We start from the raw sequence: 15726 nt of genomic DNA, 5'->3' as shown, positions 1-15726 counted from the left end.
ATGCCTTGCCCTTATATTATTAGTGTGCTAAATTGGTCAATACTTACATATTTCACATAAGACATTCGCTATTGGGAGGCAATTATTATGGCATGGATTTATTTAACATTAGCAGGACTATTTGAAGTCGTTTGGGCATCAACGCTAAAGTTGAGTGAAGGATTTTCTAAACTTAATTATGCAGCTCTAACTATTATTGGGATGATTTTGAGCTTCTGGTTACTATCACAAGCCACAAAGACATTACCCCTAAGTACCGCTTATCCAATTTGGACAGGAATCGGTGCTGTTGGTGCCGTGATTGTTGGTTTTGTGTTCTTCGGTGATCACATTGCACCAATGACTTGGCTATTTATTGCACTGCTTCTAATTAGTATCATTGGAATCAAAGTCACAAGTGGGCATTAAAAATAATATATAAAAACCGGTCTAACACATGGTACATCATGTGTTAGACCGGTTTTTTGTATAATTTTATGACATCTTTCTTCTATAGAATGAACATTCTACTTTTTTCTTTAATTTATAGACCCATTATTTAATTGCTTCGCCAATAAAATCTACATTAGATTCCAAAACGATATTTGAATAAGGCGTTACTTCTCCTGTACGCACAGTCGCAATATTGTTATCATCACGACTCATCGCCTTCAATTTTTCGTGTTCAACCCACACTATTTCCACATCTGAATCAATCACAGATTCAATTGCAGCTAATTGTTCTGGATTATTATCCTTAATTTCTTCAGCTAAATAAATTGTTTGTACTTTCATTTCAGATAAGGTTGCTGTCAAAACATCAATAAATTTTGGTAGCCCACGAATAACAGACAAATCAATTTTGCGACCATCATTTAAAATAGGCAGGCCAGCATCACCAATTGTTAGCCATTGTGTATGCCCCATTTCTGAAATAGCATTTGAAAGTTGTGTATTCAAAAGATTCGTCTTACGCATGATACGCTCCTTAATGATTTATTGAACTGAATATCAGCTCAAACTTTTGGTTACGCACCTGAACGTAATCATTTCGTTCATCTGTTTCCACAGGAATTTGTGTCCGAGATGTCCAAATAAGTCACCTTATTTATAACATTTATCCCGACAACAGTTAAACGTTTAACACTTTATACAAATAGTTTAGCATTATGTCACACTAAACGTAAACGCTTTCTCACGTTGATTTACACAATTTTCAATTAAATTTTATTTTTAAATCAATTTTTTTGCATTTTTTCCAACTTAAGGGTTGTTTTTCTAAAACACGTCCTTTATTACTTTTAGTAATTAAAAAGAAAACAAAAAGAAAAAGAGGATATATATTATGACTAAGTATGGTGTAATTGTTGGTTCACTACGTAAGGGTTCATTCACAGAAGGTGTTGCTAAGGCATTGGTTGCTGGATTGCCTGCAGATGCAGAAGTAACTTACCTATCAATTCGTGACTTGCCTCTATACGATCAAGACACAGACATGGATTCACCTGCAGCTTACACTGAATTCCGTGAACTTGTAGCCGCACAAGATGCATTCATCATCGCAACTCCAGAACACAACCGTAACATCTCAGCTGCGTTGAAGAATGCGTTGGACATTGCTTCACGTCCTTGGGGACAAAACGTTTGGGCTGGTAAGCCTGTATTGCCTGCTTCACAATCAATCGCAGGTATCGGTGGAGCCTTGGCTAACCACTCATTGAAGACAACTCTTGGTTTCTTGGACATGAACATCATGCAACAACCAGAATTGTACATTGGAAACACTCCTGAATTGGCTGACGAAAACGGTGTTATCTACAACGAAAGCACAGTTGAATTCTTGGCTAGCGTAGGTGCTAACTTCGACACATTCGTTAAGAAGAACAAGTAATTCTATCTTCTTCATCATTTAATGTGTGTAGTGAAATGAAGATAAATAAAAAGCGTAACCGTAATGGTTACGCTTTTTTTGTGCTTAAGCTGCTTGACGAATCTTGAAGAAACATTCGTATTCAAAGATAGCTAGCAATGCTGCTGACAAAACTGCGCCGATAGGTCCAGCGGCAATATAGAACCCAAATACTGCAGTAATACCGATTGCACTTACAGTTGCAACCATTGACCACTTTTGGATTGCATTTAATTCTTGCATGTTATCCATGAAACTAATGCTCAAAACACCAGCTCCAACAAACGCCATCAACCCAATCAAAATATGTAGAAAAATTGCCATATCTCTATCCTCCAAAATATATATTCATTAACCACATTTACTATATCATGTTGTTATTTATATAACAAAACATGACACCGCGTCATTTTTCACATGTAAAACATATATAATATCTTAAAAATATCAAAAAAATAAGACGTATATAACTAGAATCTATCCAGTTATATACGTCTATATTTTTATTAATTATTATTATCTTCTAAATGTTGAATAAATTCATCCGCATTGTCTGCTAGCTTATGTGCCAAAAGATGCATGTTTTCTTCATCAGTACCGTCATACGGCGCTGTATGTGTCACAAGAAGTAGTTGTTCTTTCTTCATCGCTGTAACAACAACGCTTAGGTTTTGAATCTTATCTGATAGGTTAAAGGTTGATTTGAATGTTTGAATCAATGTAATCAACGCAGAAAAAATAGATACAATCAACAGAAGACTCACATGGCGGCTCGCCATGCTAATCAAAATCGGAATACTTGAAGACAAGACAATACTTAGCATACTTGTCCATGCATTTAAACGTACATAGAACTTGTGTCGTTTTTCCACTTGTTGAATACTTTCATCTAATCGCTTGAACATTACTTCTGCGTTCATCCCTATTTTCTCCCTACTAGTCAAATACACTATCTCCGATGTTATTACACTTTTCACACGTTAACACGTGTTCATCGATTGCAATTTTGTGACCACCTGCTCGTTTCGCCTGATACAACAAACGATCAGCTTGCTTAAATGTTTCATCAGCATCAGAATCGTTCCAGATACTACTTGAAAGTCCTCCTGAGAACGTCACATCAACTTTATATTCTGCTTGCATGTCATGCATTAAATCTTCATTCAATTGATTGAACAAGAACTTAATTTCCGCGGATAGACGACACATACTCCCACGATTTTCAATCACACAAACTAGTTCTTCGCCACCGAATCGATAGACTTTAAAATCCATGTCAGAAAAGTTCATGGCTAACATTTCTTTTGTCTTGTTTGCAACTCGTTGCAGAATTAAGTTACCGGTTGGATGTCCCAATGTATCATTCAACATTTTAAACTTATCCACGTCCATAATTAAAATAACATATTCTTTATTCACATATCTGTTTTCGACATCTTGTTTAAACGCACGTAAATTGAACAGACCCGTTAGTGGATCAGTATTCAACTCTGCAAGATATGCTTGCTCATCTGCAATTAAATGTTTTTGTAGATATAGCATAAATGACACAACCAGAATATATGTGGCAATACTAACCACAACAACTAACGATGAATTAGATGGCCCTAGCAAGCCTAATTCATCCTCAAGGACTGCCAAAATGATTGCCGCCGCATAATACACCCATATGTGATGCCCAACACGTCGGAAAATCCATAACAAAAGCATCAACGTAATCCAACTAATTTCAAAAGATAACGTCAAATCCCGAATTTCTCCTGGTGCAATCAACGTTAAAAACATCAACGTAATAATCGGCTTAATCAATGACACAACCACAGCAATTTTAAAATCATCAAACATAATTACGACTAATGCTGGTACATATGCCAGCATTACAATACCGACTGTTGCATGAGTCAATGACACAATTAAGTACGTAAACCCAAAGTACAACAGGTACATTAACCAGCGACGCGTATTCTTTGGAATCTTCTTACTAAGCTTAGTGATAAATACCAGAGAAAAAATGGTACTTAAGACTAAGAATGTGACCAAACTAAAACTCAAAAATTCATCTAATAAATCTGCCACACTAACTCCCTCTGTACTCAGATTAACATTTATAATTATTCCTTAATTATAAATATCGTAGTACGTTTCTATTGTTCCCATTTGTGCTAAGACTAGCATGTATTTATCACTACTTTGTTTCTGTATCGATTGCAATTTCACCTGGCTTAGAACGTTTCATTTTGTATAGCAACGAATCGGCTTGACGGAACGATGCATATCCACGTTCATGCGAATTACTATTAGTAATCCCTCCCGAGAAACTTGCAGGACGATCAAATTCAGCCTGAACCTTTTGATCAAATAACACATTTGCTTCATCTAATGTTGCTTTTAATTCTAACATTCCAGTTTTAAGATTCCCATTGTACATAGACACAACCACGAATTCTTCTCCTCCAAAGCGGAAGACACGGTATGCCTTTTTGTTCTTTTCTTGGTCTGGGAAATGTGCGTCCATCGTTTCTAGTAACGTATCTGCCATCATTTGAATGACCCGATTCCCAGCACTATGCCCTAACGTATCATTCAATTGCTTAAATTTATCAACGTCCACCACACCAATCACATATGGGTTCTTTTCTGGATTATTGGTCTTACCTTCATTAAAAGCTTTTAAATTATAAACATTAGTCAACGGATCTCGTAATAGTTCATCCGATACCTTTTGTTGGTAACGATGTAAACGATCACGCAATGAAGTCGCAAACCATAAAATGACAACATAACTAAATACATTAACAACCAAAACAACATGTGCCCCATTAAAATCAGTAGGATAGAAGAACGCCTGCATATCTTCTAACATCCCCATTCCGACCGCCACAATCATATAAAAAGCCTTTGAATGTCTAAACTTATAAAAAGCTAGCATCAAGATTAACAATGCTGCCCAACTAATTAAAATTGATTGCCAGATATGAGGGATTTCATATTCAAAATATCGTGTTTCTAAATACAAGGTATTAATCAACGGTTTTGCAATTGCAACAACCAACGCCGTTTTCCAATCAGAAAATACAATTGCAATCACGGCTGGTACGTATGCCATCATTACCATTCCCATCGAATTATCTGATAGTGAAGCAATAATGTATGTAAACCCGAAATAAAGCGGGAACATTAGACGACGACGTAATGACAATGGAATTACCTCGTCGTCAATGTTTGTCATGAAGACAAGTGTAAAAATCGTACTAATCACGAAAAGCATGATCATAAAATAATAAATTATCGCCTGCATGACAATCTCCCCCTACATTCGAATGTTCGGATTTTTATCCGACACTGCTTTAAACATTCTATCAAATTTTACGTCATACAACACCCATATTATCGCTTAAAACAGGCTTTTCATGTACATTGTCAATATATCTTACTTAAAACTCTTCTTAATGTTATGTGCACGTCGCCACTTCAACACTTTAGACGTAATTGATAGTGACATTGAGATCAAAATTGTTCCTAGCGTAAAGGTCAAGAAGCCTTTTGGAATCTCACCACCGGCAAATTGCACAACCAATGCAGTTACACTGGTAAAGGTTGTGACCATGTTCAAAGAGGCAGAAGCACCATCATATGTGCCTTTCAATGCAAACAAACGATGATTTAAAAACAATACGAAGACACTAATCACAATAAAGAAAACAAATAATGCAAAGAATATCCAAATAAATTCAGTGGCATCTCGACGAGCAAACTGCAAAATATCATCATCTAACGCGACAGACGTCACAAATTCTAATAGTTCGAACATTAAGTAAGCCAAAATTGGCCAAATAATCACTGACATGATTCGCTTAAACATACTCATTTTCTTTCCCTCTTACTCTGGTAATTTCATACGATCTGCTTCTGTTATTTCTCGTACAATACGACATGGATTTCCAACTGCAATGACATTTTCAGGGATATCTCTTGTTACAACGCTCTCGGCCCCAATAACACTACCTGCTCCGATCGTCACACCGCCCAATATTTTGACATCCCCTGATATCCAACAATTATCATTAATTGTTATCGGTGCCGCATATTCATAATTCACCATGTGCCCGTCTGTATTCACTCGCACATTTCTATCTTGAAAACGCAACGGATGGAGCGGTGTTAGCAATGATACATTTGGTCCGACCATCACATCATCGCCAATCGTCACCTCTGCACAATCAAAAATCGTTAAGTTGAAATTTGCAAAAAAATTCTTTCCAACACTAGTATTTATTCCGTAATCAAATTGTATGGGTCCCTGGAAATAACTACCATCTCCCATATCTCTTAACAACTTTCCCAAAACTTCAGCACGTCCTGTATCAGATTCATCCAATTGATTATATAATTGACTCAATTGATGTGCTTTATGTCGCAGTTCTTCTAACTCTGAATCCGCTGGTACATAAAGCTCTTCTGCCAACATTTTTTCAAATTCAGTCATCTTTTTCACTCCCATGTTGGTTATATATAAATCATAGCATAAAAATACAAACTATCCTCAAACTAATATAGACTAAATCATTTAACCAACACATAAATAAATGACTCGTGGATAGCATGGTATCTACTACTTTCACCTTGACTTGCCAGACACGACTAAATCGTTGTAAGATATTGGAGTAAAGAAAAAGCGTTAGGTAGTTGCTGCTACCTAACGCGGTTAAGAATTAAGTGTAAATATGTGTGTAACGACTACTCTCCGGAGTGGTCGTTTTTCTTTTTGCCGTTTGGATCACTACGACGTATATAATCAGCTTTAGCTAATTTAACGATGAACGTACCAATAGCACCAAGAATAATTGAGATACCAATCGCCCACTCAATCACATTATTTACACTAATAGAACCTTTCCTTTTATTCATGTTTGCACCTCCTAAGAATTAAGTAAATGAGGGGTGTGTACACTTAAATTGGCATAAGGCCTTTCTCAACATGGTCGGTTACAAGAATAAATTGCCCCACCACGTTATCAACTATAACGGGTTGCCCATTTATTATCAGGTTGTTTACTTGCAAAAGCAGGAAATAAAACGCATTACCATTTTTTTATTCATATTTACAATAATCTTCTCTGCAACGTGCTGCACTTATACTCATTTGAGCAATAAAAAAACGCTATCTCAATGTGAGACAGCGTTTTTTCATCGTAGGTGCGGTAACACCCAATTAATGGAGCCGAGGGGATTTGAACCCCTGTCCTAGCACCACGACACTAATACATCTACGTTCATAGTCACATCATTTAAAATTCATCATGTGCACGCCATGTAACACGGCGATCAAATGACTAGATTGATTATCCTCTTCGTAAAAACCCCAATCGGAGGCCGTTACGCGCAGATTACTAAATTTATAAAACCACTCGGTAGCTGGCAATCACAGCTAGGAATGATCACGTGTGCTGTTTTTTAAGCAGCGACAGCGTAGTTGTTTGAATTGTTTGCAGTTAATTCGTCTGAGTGGATTATAGGGCCACAACCCCTAAACGCAGTACTAGCTCGAACAATACTAGTCGATTCCAAAACGACCCCGAGATATTACTTATCTAGTATATCAAAAAAACGAACAATACGCGTTAGAAAATCTAACAATTATCCATTTCGCGAACATTTAGTGTTTTACTTATTTATAATTCGTGTATAATACTATTTGGTTGGTGATAGATATCATAAATCAACCAAAACACGAACTTTAAATAAAGAAAGAGGCTTTTCATGTTAGAAACAAAAGTGTTTGATTACGAAGATGTGCAACTAATTCCCCGTCGCTGTGTCTTAACAAGTCGCAGTCAAGCTGATACACACGTGTCACTTGGTGGTCGTCAATTCAAACTACCCGTTATGCCCGCCAACATGCAAACTGTGCTCGACGAAAAACTATCACTAGAATTAGCATTAGAAGGTTACTTCTATGTTATGCACCGCTTTAACCCGTCTACACGTAAAGCATTTATTCAAGATGCTCATAATAAAGACACTTTTGCTTCTATCTCTGTTGGTGTTAAGCCAGAAGAATACACATTTATTGATGAATTAGCTAGTGAAGGTTTAATTCCAGAATATATCACAATCGATATCGCACATGGTTATGCTGATACTGTGATCAACATGATTAAGTACATTAAGGAGAAGTTACCTGATACATTTGTAATTGCTGGTAACGTCGCGACACCTGATGCGGTCATCGCATTAGAAGATGCTGGTGCTGACGCAACTAAGGTTGGTGTTGGTCCGGGGATGGCTTGTATCACAAAACTGAAGACTGGTTTTGGTACTGGTGGTTGGCAATTAGCTGCTATTGAACAATGTGCACAAGTTGCAACAAAGCCCATTATTGCCGATGGTGGTTTACGTACTAATGGTGATATTGCTAAGTCTTTACGTTTCGGCGCAACAATGGTCATGGTTGGTTCAATGCTAGCCGGTCATGATGAAAATCCCGGTGAACTATTAACCATTGATGGCAAGACATTCAAAGCTTACTTTGGTTCAGCTTCTCAATTCCAAAAGGGTGAATACAAGAACGTAGAAGGTAAAAAATTGATGGTTCCATATCGTGGTAGTATCTATGCCACACTCCACGAAATGCAAGAAGATCTACAATCTGCTATTTCTTATGCTGGTGGTGACTCTATCGCTGTTTTGAAGGATGTAGACTTTGTTATTGTACCTAATACTATTCGTAGTGGAGATCACTTCTAACGATTAATATCTCATATCAAAAACCCGCATACCAAATATAATTTGGTATGCGGGTTTTATCTTTACTCATCTAACACATATATATTTACCATACACTTTAAACATATAAAAAAGGCCCCCTGCGCGTTGAGGACCTTTGAGTCAGGATGGAGTTGTCTCATAACACGTGTCATGTGGCCAAGCTCCACAACATTCTGAATACGATTATTATACCCTATTCTTTCTGAGAAACCAAAATTTTTCTTTTAATAACTTACGCGCTAGTCACTTTAAGAACTGCAGATTCTTGCAAAATTTCAGCATCAATTTCCTTTACGTCGCGATATAAAGGCTCTCCATTTGGCTTTAACAAATATTCAATTCGCTTTAGTCGTTGCAAAGCTTTTTGTGCTTGTTCTTGCGTAACAGTCCCATCAACATTATCTACAAACCATTCGACATTTTTATCTTTGTTAGCTCGATCAACAATAAAGGTTACTTTTAATTTAGCCATAATTTCTCCTAATTCCCCATGCTTTCTAACGTATTCTTCGCAACTAAAATATGCGAAATCACTTCTTCTTCCCCCAACTCCACAAAGAAATGCGCTAACGTTGTCAATTCAGAATTACGTACATCTGATGCAATACACAAAGTTCGCAATAACTTTGGCCCACCTGTTTTTGCATCATTTGCGCTCAAGTAACCATAAAATTTTGCCTTTGAAATTGGTACCTTTACTGTTGTTTTTACTTGTTCTCCCATACTATCCTCCCAATTCAATATACTATGCTTCCCAACTTAGCACCTACGGCCTCCTCTTTTGTGTTTCTATCATCTTCGACCTCTTTATAAGTGATTAGCCTTTCCAATCAACTCACATGCCTACTAACGGTTTTAATGACTTTTAAGACGCAAAAAAAGCATCGACCTAAGTCGATGCTTCTTATTTATTTAGCATATTCAATCGAACGAGATTCACGAATTACTGTGACCTTAATATGTCCTGGATAATCCAATTCTGTTTCAATTTGTGTCTTGATATCGTGTGCCAAGACAGTTGCTTCTAAGTCAGTAACGGCTGCTGGTTCAACAACAACACGAACTTCACGACCTGCTTGGATCGCAAATGACTTATCAACACCACTAAATCCGTTAGCAATTGTTTCCAATTGCTTCAAACGTTGCACATAGTTTTCCAAAGATTCTGAACGAGCCCCTGGACGTGCAGCTGAAATTGAGTCAGCTGCAGCAACTAATTCTGATACAACGAATTCAGGTTCAACGTCATTGTGATGTGAAGCAATTGCGTTGATGATTTCAGCACGTTCGTTGTACTTAGAAGCCAATTCAACTCCTAGTTCAACGTGTGAGCCATCAACATCATGGTCAACTGCCTTTCCAATGTCGTGTAGCAAACCTGCACGCTTAGCTTGAGTAACATCTTCACCAAGTTCCGCAGCTAGCAATCCTGATAGCTTGGCAACTTCAATAGAATGTACCAAAACGTTTTGTCCGTAACTAGTACGGTAGTTTAGACGACCAAGTGTCTTAATCAAATCAGGATGCATGTTGTGAATCCCTAGATCAAAGACTGCTTGTTCTCCAACTTCACGAATATGTTCATCCATCTCTTTACGAGACTTTTCAACGGTTTCTTCGATTCGCGCTGGGTGAATTCGTCCGTCAGAAATCAACTTATCCAATGTGTTCTTGGCAATTTCACGACGGATTGGGTCGTAACCACTCAACACAACCGCTTCCGGTGTATCGTCAATGATAACGTCAATTCCAGTGACTGTTTCCAAGGCACGGATATTACGACCTTCACGACCAATAATACGGCCCTTCATGTCGTCATTTGGCAAGTTAACAACTGAAACGGTTGTTTCAGCAACCATGTCAGCAGCTGAACGTTGAATGGCACCAACAATAAGTTCCTTGGCGCGCTTATCAGCTTCAGCATTTGCTTGTGCATTACTTTCCTTAATCATCACTGCACGTTCGGCTGCCAAGGCATCCTTAGTTTCAGACAAAACACGTTCACGTGCTTCTTCCTGATCAAGGTTAGCAATTTCACTAAGCTTTGATTCACGTGCATCAACCAAAGCATCTGCATGCTTCAGCTTGTCAGCTACACTTTGTCGTTGTTGATCTAGAACCTTTTCTTTATCAACAACACCTTCTTCACGCTTTTGCAAAGAAGCATCTTTACGATCTAATACAGCTTCACGACTAACAAGTCGTTCTTCTTGTACTTTTACTTCTGAACGTCGTTCTTGTAGTTCAGATTCAATACGGTCTTGATAACGTTGGCTTTCATCTCGAGCTTCTACTAAAGCAGACTTTTTTAATTGCGTTGCTTCAATAGTTGCTTGATTCGTGATATCTGTTGCATTTCTATGGGCATCTGAAAGTCGCTTATTAATTGCTTTATCAGCAAAAAAATAACCCAGAAAACCACCAATTACGATTGCGGCAAACGAAACAAGGATAAACATGAGTACGTTCTCCATTATATTTCTCCTGTCTCTATATACATGTCTCCATGTATACGATATGGTGCTATTCACACAAGTTTAATTTTAAGGTTTATACGTGTTAATGTCAATTTAATGACCGAGTGATTACAAAAAAATAGAGACCATAGTCTCTATTTCATAGTTATTTCAATTCAGGGTCAACGAGGCTTAAAATCAAAGACATGATAGCACGAATTAAAATCGCAAAAGTTGGTGCAACCAACCAGTCATCAAAGACTAGTTCTGCCATAAACAGCCCTGCTACAAGCACAATACTCAAGATCGTCCAGCGAACAATGGTCCAAACATTGATATTACGTAATTTAACAGCAGCTTCATGCAACATAGATAGTTGTGTCATCTCTGTTAGCATAATATCGGCACCTCGATCATTATCCCCTGTCTTAATAACAAGAGCTGGATCTACCTTCGCCGGTAATGCACCGCGTGTTAAGAACAGCGTTGGGACTTCTTCAGTCCAAGATGCTTGTTGTTCGTATTGTTGGGCAGCTGTTAAATCTGCCTGTACAGTCACAACACTCTTCATGATTTCTCGAATTGGTCGGACAGATCCCATTGTATCCGTTGTGGCAACACGTACTTGCATATCGTGCGTTTGGAAATAACGATCAAGATCTCCTAAATCACGACGGAAACTTTCACCATAATTCACAGCACCAACAACTTCATCCCCATGCACAAGCAAACGGATTGAGTTCCCTAATGCCAAAGTTGCTTCTAGACGTTTCGCATTAACACGGTATTGTTGTTCGTGCGCATAAGAAGCCATAACCAATGCATATTCAACGCCAAAGACTTCCCCTTCAACACCAACACTTGGTAACACGGTTTGTTCCAATACTTCTACTGGATACACGCCATGTTCTTGTGCATATGCTACAACACTGCGACTAAAATCATCTGACAAATTGGCTTCCAAACTTGCAACAATTGTTAAAACATCATATTCACTTAACGATTTAGACAGTGAATTAACTGAGTAAACTTGAAAACTATTTTCAGTTAATACACCCTCTTTTTCAACAATAACATCTGACAATGTTGGTAATTTATCCAAGCTTTGGTGATCAAGAACTTGAATACCTTCTTTTTCTAAATTATGTACTTCGTTCTTGCGTAATTCACTCACACGTAAGATTGCCCAACGTGGCTCTACAACTAGTAACAAAGCACCACTAATCAATAATGCAACTTGTATGTCTCCGCGGTTCAAAAATACAACAAAACTAACAACACTCATTAGCAGAATCATTGCGACTAATCCGCGCGTACTCTTTTGAATACGTGTTGAAAATAAGCCTTTATCTTCTTGTTTTTGTGCCCAATTTAATGTTAGGTATACGATACACATGCTTACAAAGTAAATTGGTAGTGTTACACCCATAAATAAATTATGCATTGAGGCTGGTGTTAAATATTGCCACATCGTCACACCCAAAAGCATCACTTGTCCCAAGACAACCAATAACACCGATCCAGTCCCACATGTTTTTAACTCACGTATTGCTTGTCGTAACATTTGTACTGATGTCCACATGATAAACAATCCAGACAAACCTAATAATCCATAGATAAAGCGTTCATCTGTTACTTCAAACACAACTGGTAACCCACCATACACCGGTAGTAAAAGTACTGATACGATTGCAAATAGTAACGCAATTCCTGCATAACGCAGAAAATGTAAATGTATCTTAGTCATCATAACCCTCCTCATTTTTTGGTAAAAAAAAACATATCCCATGGAATGTGGGATATGTTTTAAATTAAGGAGAATGTGGGATTCGAACCCACGCGCCGCTTTCACGACCTGACGGTTTTCAAGACCGTTCCCTTCAGCCAGACTTGGGTAATTCTCCATAAATTGCGGGAGCAGGATTTGAACCTACGACCTTCGGGTTATGGGCCCGACGAGCTACCAGACTGCTCCATCCCGCGATAATATAAGAAAAAGGAGGATGTGGGATTCGAACCCACGCGCCGCTTTCACGACCTGACGGTTTTCAAGACCGTTCCCTTCAGCCAGACTTGGGTAATCCTCCATAACAATATTCAATATTACAGCCCTAACCCTCATTCGTCAACCCTTTTGCAGAATTTTCTTGATAAAAACCAAAAATAAAACACGTATGCATCAATATTCGACCATACGTGTTCTTTTTGCTTAAATTTAAATCCTAAATCTTCTATCTACTCAGTTGTAATCTATGCCTTTACTCGTAAACTTAAGGCATTTAACGCTACAATAACCGTTGATAGTGACATTAATATTGCTCCAGCTAATGGGCCTAAGACAATCCCCCAAGGTACTAGCAATCCCGCCGCTAATGGTAGTGCAATCACATTATAACCTGCACCCCACCATAAGTTTTGAACCATCTTTCGACGTGTATTCTTCGCCAAAGTCACCAAACTCAAGATATCAGCTGGCTTGGAATTGACCAAAATAACGTCCGCTGAATTAATTGCTACTGCCGTTCCAGCACCAATCGCAACCCCAATTGTTGCTTGAGCCAAGGCAGGTGCATCATTAACACCGTCCCCAACCATCATCACACCAGCTTTTTCTTGATAGCTTTTCAAGATATCTACTTTATCTTCAGGCATTAGTTCAGCATGCAATAACTTAATCCCCAACATATGGGCAATACTTTCCGCAGCCATTTGGTTGTCACCAGTCACCATAACCGGTTCAATCCCCATACGCCGTACACGCTTCACCAATTTTTCAGCATCTGGCTTGACTGTATCTCCTGCTGATAACAGTCCAATGGCTTGTTTTTCACGCAATACAAAACTAACTGTGTACCCCTTATTCACTTGGTCTTCATAAACTTCATGATCATACGCAATATCATGGCTATCTAAATACCCTGCCTTAACCACTTTAACATTGTGACCATCAATGACTCCAGCTACACCAACACCAGGCATGTTTTGAAAGTCATCGACAGAAGCTAATGGTTGTCCCTGCATGGCATTCACAATGCTTTGTGCTAGTGGATGTGTACTATTTTGTTCCAGAGATGCAGCTAACGTCAAAACCTCATCTGGTGAAATATTATCCGAAAATGATTTCACATCTTGGACAACAAACTTTCCCTCTGTTAGCGTTCCGGTCTTATCCATCAATAGGTAGCCAACATGATTGATTTGCTCCAAAGCTTGTCGGTTTTGAATCAACAATCCCTTTTGAGCAGCTAATCCCGTCATACGTGCAACAACCAAAGGAATGGCTAATCCTAACGCATGCGGACAGGCCACAATCAATACGGTTACGACAAATGGCAATGCTGTATTAAATCCTGCAACTAGGGTCCAAACAACTAATGTAATTGCAGCAATAATCACCGCTGCATAGAATAACCAACCAGCCACTTTATCAGCAAGATTTTCTGCATTTGATTTCTGTCCCTTGGCTTGATCAACTAATTGTTGTACTTGTGCTAAGAACCCACTTTCGCTAGTTTTAGTGACTTGCATACTGAATGCCGTATTCAAATTTTGTGACCCACCAACAACAGCATCATGTTCATGTTTCATGACTCCTGCGGATTCACCAGTTAACAAAGATTCATCCAATGTTGGCATCCCCGCTACAATCATTCCATCCATTGGTACACGTTCATTTTCTTTGACGACTAATGTATCACCACTTTTCACATCACTAATAGGCATGTCTTGTAATGAACCATCTGCCAACTTCACGTGTGCTTGTTTAGGTACCAATTGTGCCAACGCATCCACTGAACTTCCAGCTTGCATCACTGTCTTCATTTCAATAATGTGCCCTAGCAGCATAATTACAATTAGACTGGCTAATTCCCAAAAGAAATCCATAACATGCGCTTCAGGATTTAACACATTCATGACTGTTGCATAAACGCTATAGAAATAAGCAACACTAATTCCCATTGTAATTAAGGTCATCATTGCTGGTTTCTTTGCTGTTAGTTCTTGTTTCGCACCATCAAAAAATGGTTTCCCACCATAGAAAAACAGTACCGTTCCCAATAACAAGACCAACCAATTTTGGCCTGGTATATTAGTGATCGTAAATGGTAATTCCATCCCCATCATTGGTGATAGCACAATAATAACTACCATTAATAGCAATGAAATCCATAGTCGACGATTCATATCACCCATATTCATCATGTGATGATCATGACCTGACATATCCATGTCACCGTGCATATTGTGATCCATATGACTCATGTCATGCCCTTGGTGTTCACTGTGATCCATATGGCTCATATCGTGGCCTTCATGTCCATCGTGATCCATGTGCTTCATATCATGACTTTGATATTTATTGTGATCCATGTGGCTCATATCATGGCCTTCATGTGTACCGTGATCCATGTGGCTCATATCGTGGCCTTCATGTGTGCCGTGATCCATATGGCTCATATCGTGGCCTTCATGTTCATCGTGATCCATGTGCTTCATATCGTGGCCTTCATGTGTACCGTGATCCATGTGGCTCATATCGTGGCCTTCGTATTCACTGTGATTCATATGTTTCATATCATTATTCGTGTGATTTTCGTGTTTCATAATATCCTC

The 15726-nt window shown here is 38.5% G+C and carries 16 protein-coding genes, 3 tRNA genes and 1 other RNA gene; 3 read left to right on the top strand and 17 right to left on the bottom strand.

Features of this window, described 5'->3' with window-relative positions; genetic code table 11:
* The first annotated feature begins 87 nt into the window (after positions 1-87).
* Positions 88-408: a DMT family transporter gene (locus KHQ31_RS00890; RefSeq protein WP_213409149.1), complete on the top strand. Its 321-nt coding sequence runs from the start codon at positions 88-90 to the stop codon at positions 406-408.
* Positions 409-534: 126 nt separating this feature from the next.
* Here KHQ31_RS00890 and rbsD read toward each other — a convergent pair whose 3' ends face one another.
* Positions 535-957, bottom strand: coding sequence for a D-ribose pyranase (gene rbsD, locus KHQ31_RS00885; protein WP_213409148.1), 423 nt, complete (start codon positions 955-957; stop codon positions 535-537).
* A 367-nt stretch (positions 958-1324) separates the two neighbouring features.
* Between rbsD and KHQ31_RS00880 the strand changes: the two genes are divergently transcribed.
* Entirely contained in the window at positions 1325-1870 is a 546-nt protein-coding gene (locus tag KHQ31_RS00880; RefSeq protein WP_213409147.1) for an NADPH-dependent FMN reductase, read from the top strand.
* An 84-nt stretch (positions 1871-1954) separates the two neighbouring features.
* Here KHQ31_RS00880 and KHQ31_RS00875 read toward each other — a convergent pair whose 3' ends face one another.
* The 8 genes from KHQ31_RS00875 to ssrA form a co-directional block, all read right to left on the bottom strand.
* Positions 1955-2212, bottom strand: coding sequence for a hypothetical protein (locus tag KHQ31_RS00875; protein WP_213409146.1), 258 nt, complete (start codon positions 2210-2212; stop codon positions 1955-1957).
* Positions 2213-2394: 182 nt separating this feature from the next.
* Positions 2395-2808, bottom strand: coding sequence for a DUF4231 domain-containing protein (locus KHQ31_RS00870; protein ID WP_213409145.1), 414 nt, complete (start codon positions 2806-2808; stop codon positions 2395-2397).
* Positions 2809-2824: 16 nt separating this feature from the next.
* The gene (locus KHQ31_RS00865) at positions 2825-3964 is read right to left on the bottom strand and encodes a GGDEF domain-containing protein (protein WP_213409144.1); all 1140 of its coding nucleotides are present in this window, start codon (positions 3962-3964) and stop codon (positions 2825-2827) included.
* Positions 3965-4073: 109 nt separating this feature from the next.
* Positions 4074-5186: a GGDEF domain-containing protein gene (locus KHQ31_RS00860; RefSeq protein ID WP_213409143.1), complete on the bottom strand. Its 1113-nt coding sequence runs from the start codon at positions 5184-5186 to the stop codon at positions 4074-4076.
* A 132-nt stretch (positions 5187-5318) separates the two neighbouring features.
* Positions 5319-5756: a hypothetical protein gene (locus KHQ31_RS00855; protein ID WP_213409142.1), complete on the bottom strand. Its 438-nt coding sequence runs from the start codon at positions 5754-5756 to the stop codon at positions 5319-5321.
* Positions 5757-5768: 12 nt separating this feature from the next.
* Entirely contained in the window at positions 5769-6374 is a 606-nt protein-coding gene (locus KHQ31_RS00850; RefSeq protein ID WP_213409141.1) for a sugar O-acetyltransferase, read from the bottom strand.
* Positions 6375-6625: 251 nt separating this feature from the next.
* Positions 6626-6796, bottom strand: coding sequence for a hypothetical protein (locus tag KHQ31_RS00845; protein ID WP_213409140.1), 171 nt, complete (start codon positions 6794-6796; stop codon positions 6626-6628).
* Positions 6797-7101: 305 nt separating this feature from the next.
* Positions 7102-7465, bottom strand: a transfer-messenger RNA (tmRNA) gene (gene ssrA, locus KHQ31_RS00840).
* Between the two features lie 183 nt (positions 7466-7648).
* Here ssrA and KHQ31_RS00835 point away from each other — a divergent pair.
* On the top strand, positions 7649-8635 hold the full coding sequence (locus KHQ31_RS00835; protein ID WP_213409139.1) for a GMP reductase: 987 nt from the start codon (positions 7649-7651) through the stop codon (positions 8633-8635).
* Positions 8636-8888: 253 nt separating this feature from the next.
* Here the strand turns inward: KHQ31_RS00835 and KHQ31_RS00830 are convergent, their stop codons facing one another.
* From KHQ31_RS00830 to KHQ31_RS00795, 8 genes are all read right to left on the bottom strand, one after another.
* Entirely contained in the window at positions 8889-9128 is a 240-nt protein-coding gene (locus KHQ31_RS00830; RefSeq protein ID WP_213409138.1) for a hypothetical protein, read from the bottom strand.
* 8 nt (positions 9129-9136) lie between these two features.
* Positions 9137-9379 (bottom strand): hypothetical protein, encoded by a 243-nt coding sequence (locus KHQ31_RS00825; RefSeq protein ID WP_213409137.1) that lies wholly within the window; start codon positions 9377-9379, stop codon positions 9137-9139.
* A 185-nt stretch (positions 9380-9564) separates the two neighbouring features.
* The gene (gene rny / locus KHQ31_RS00820) at positions 9565-11130 is read right to left on the bottom strand and encodes a ribonuclease Y (protein WP_213409136.1); all 1566 of its coding nucleotides are present in this window, start codon (positions 11128-11130) and stop codon (positions 9565-9567) included.
* A gap of 148 nt (positions 11131-11278) precedes the next feature.
* Entirely contained in the window at positions 11279-12862 is a 1584-nt protein-coding gene (locus KHQ31_RS00815) for an HAD family hydrolase (protein ID WP_213409135.1), read from the bottom strand.
* A gap of 64 nt (positions 12863-12926) precedes the next feature.
* Positions 12927-13016, bottom strand: a tRNA-Ser gene (locus KHQ31_RS00810).
* A 5-nt stretch (positions 13017-13021) separates the two neighbouring features.
* Positions 13022-13095, bottom strand: a tRNA-Met gene (locus tag KHQ31_RS00805).
* Positions 13096-13109: 14 nt separating this feature from the next.
* Positions 13110-13199: transfer RNA gene (locus tag KHQ31_RS00800), tRNA-Ser, on the bottom strand.
* Positions 13200-13362: 163 nt separating this feature from the next.
* The gene (locus KHQ31_RS00795) at positions 13363-15717 is read right to left on the bottom strand and encodes a copper-translocating P-type ATPase (RefSeq protein ID WP_265583734.1); all 2355 of its coding nucleotides are present in this window, start codon (positions 15715-15717) and stop codon (positions 13363-13365) included.
* Positions 15718-15726: the final 9 nt, after the last annotated feature.

The organism is Weissella ceti (assembly GCF_018394055.1).
Lineage (GTDB): Bacteria > Bacillota > Bacilli > Lactobacillales > Lactobacillaceae > Weissella > Weissella ceti.
Note: the sequence above shows the minus strand (reverse complement) of the source record. Positions and strands in the feature narration are given on the sequence as shown.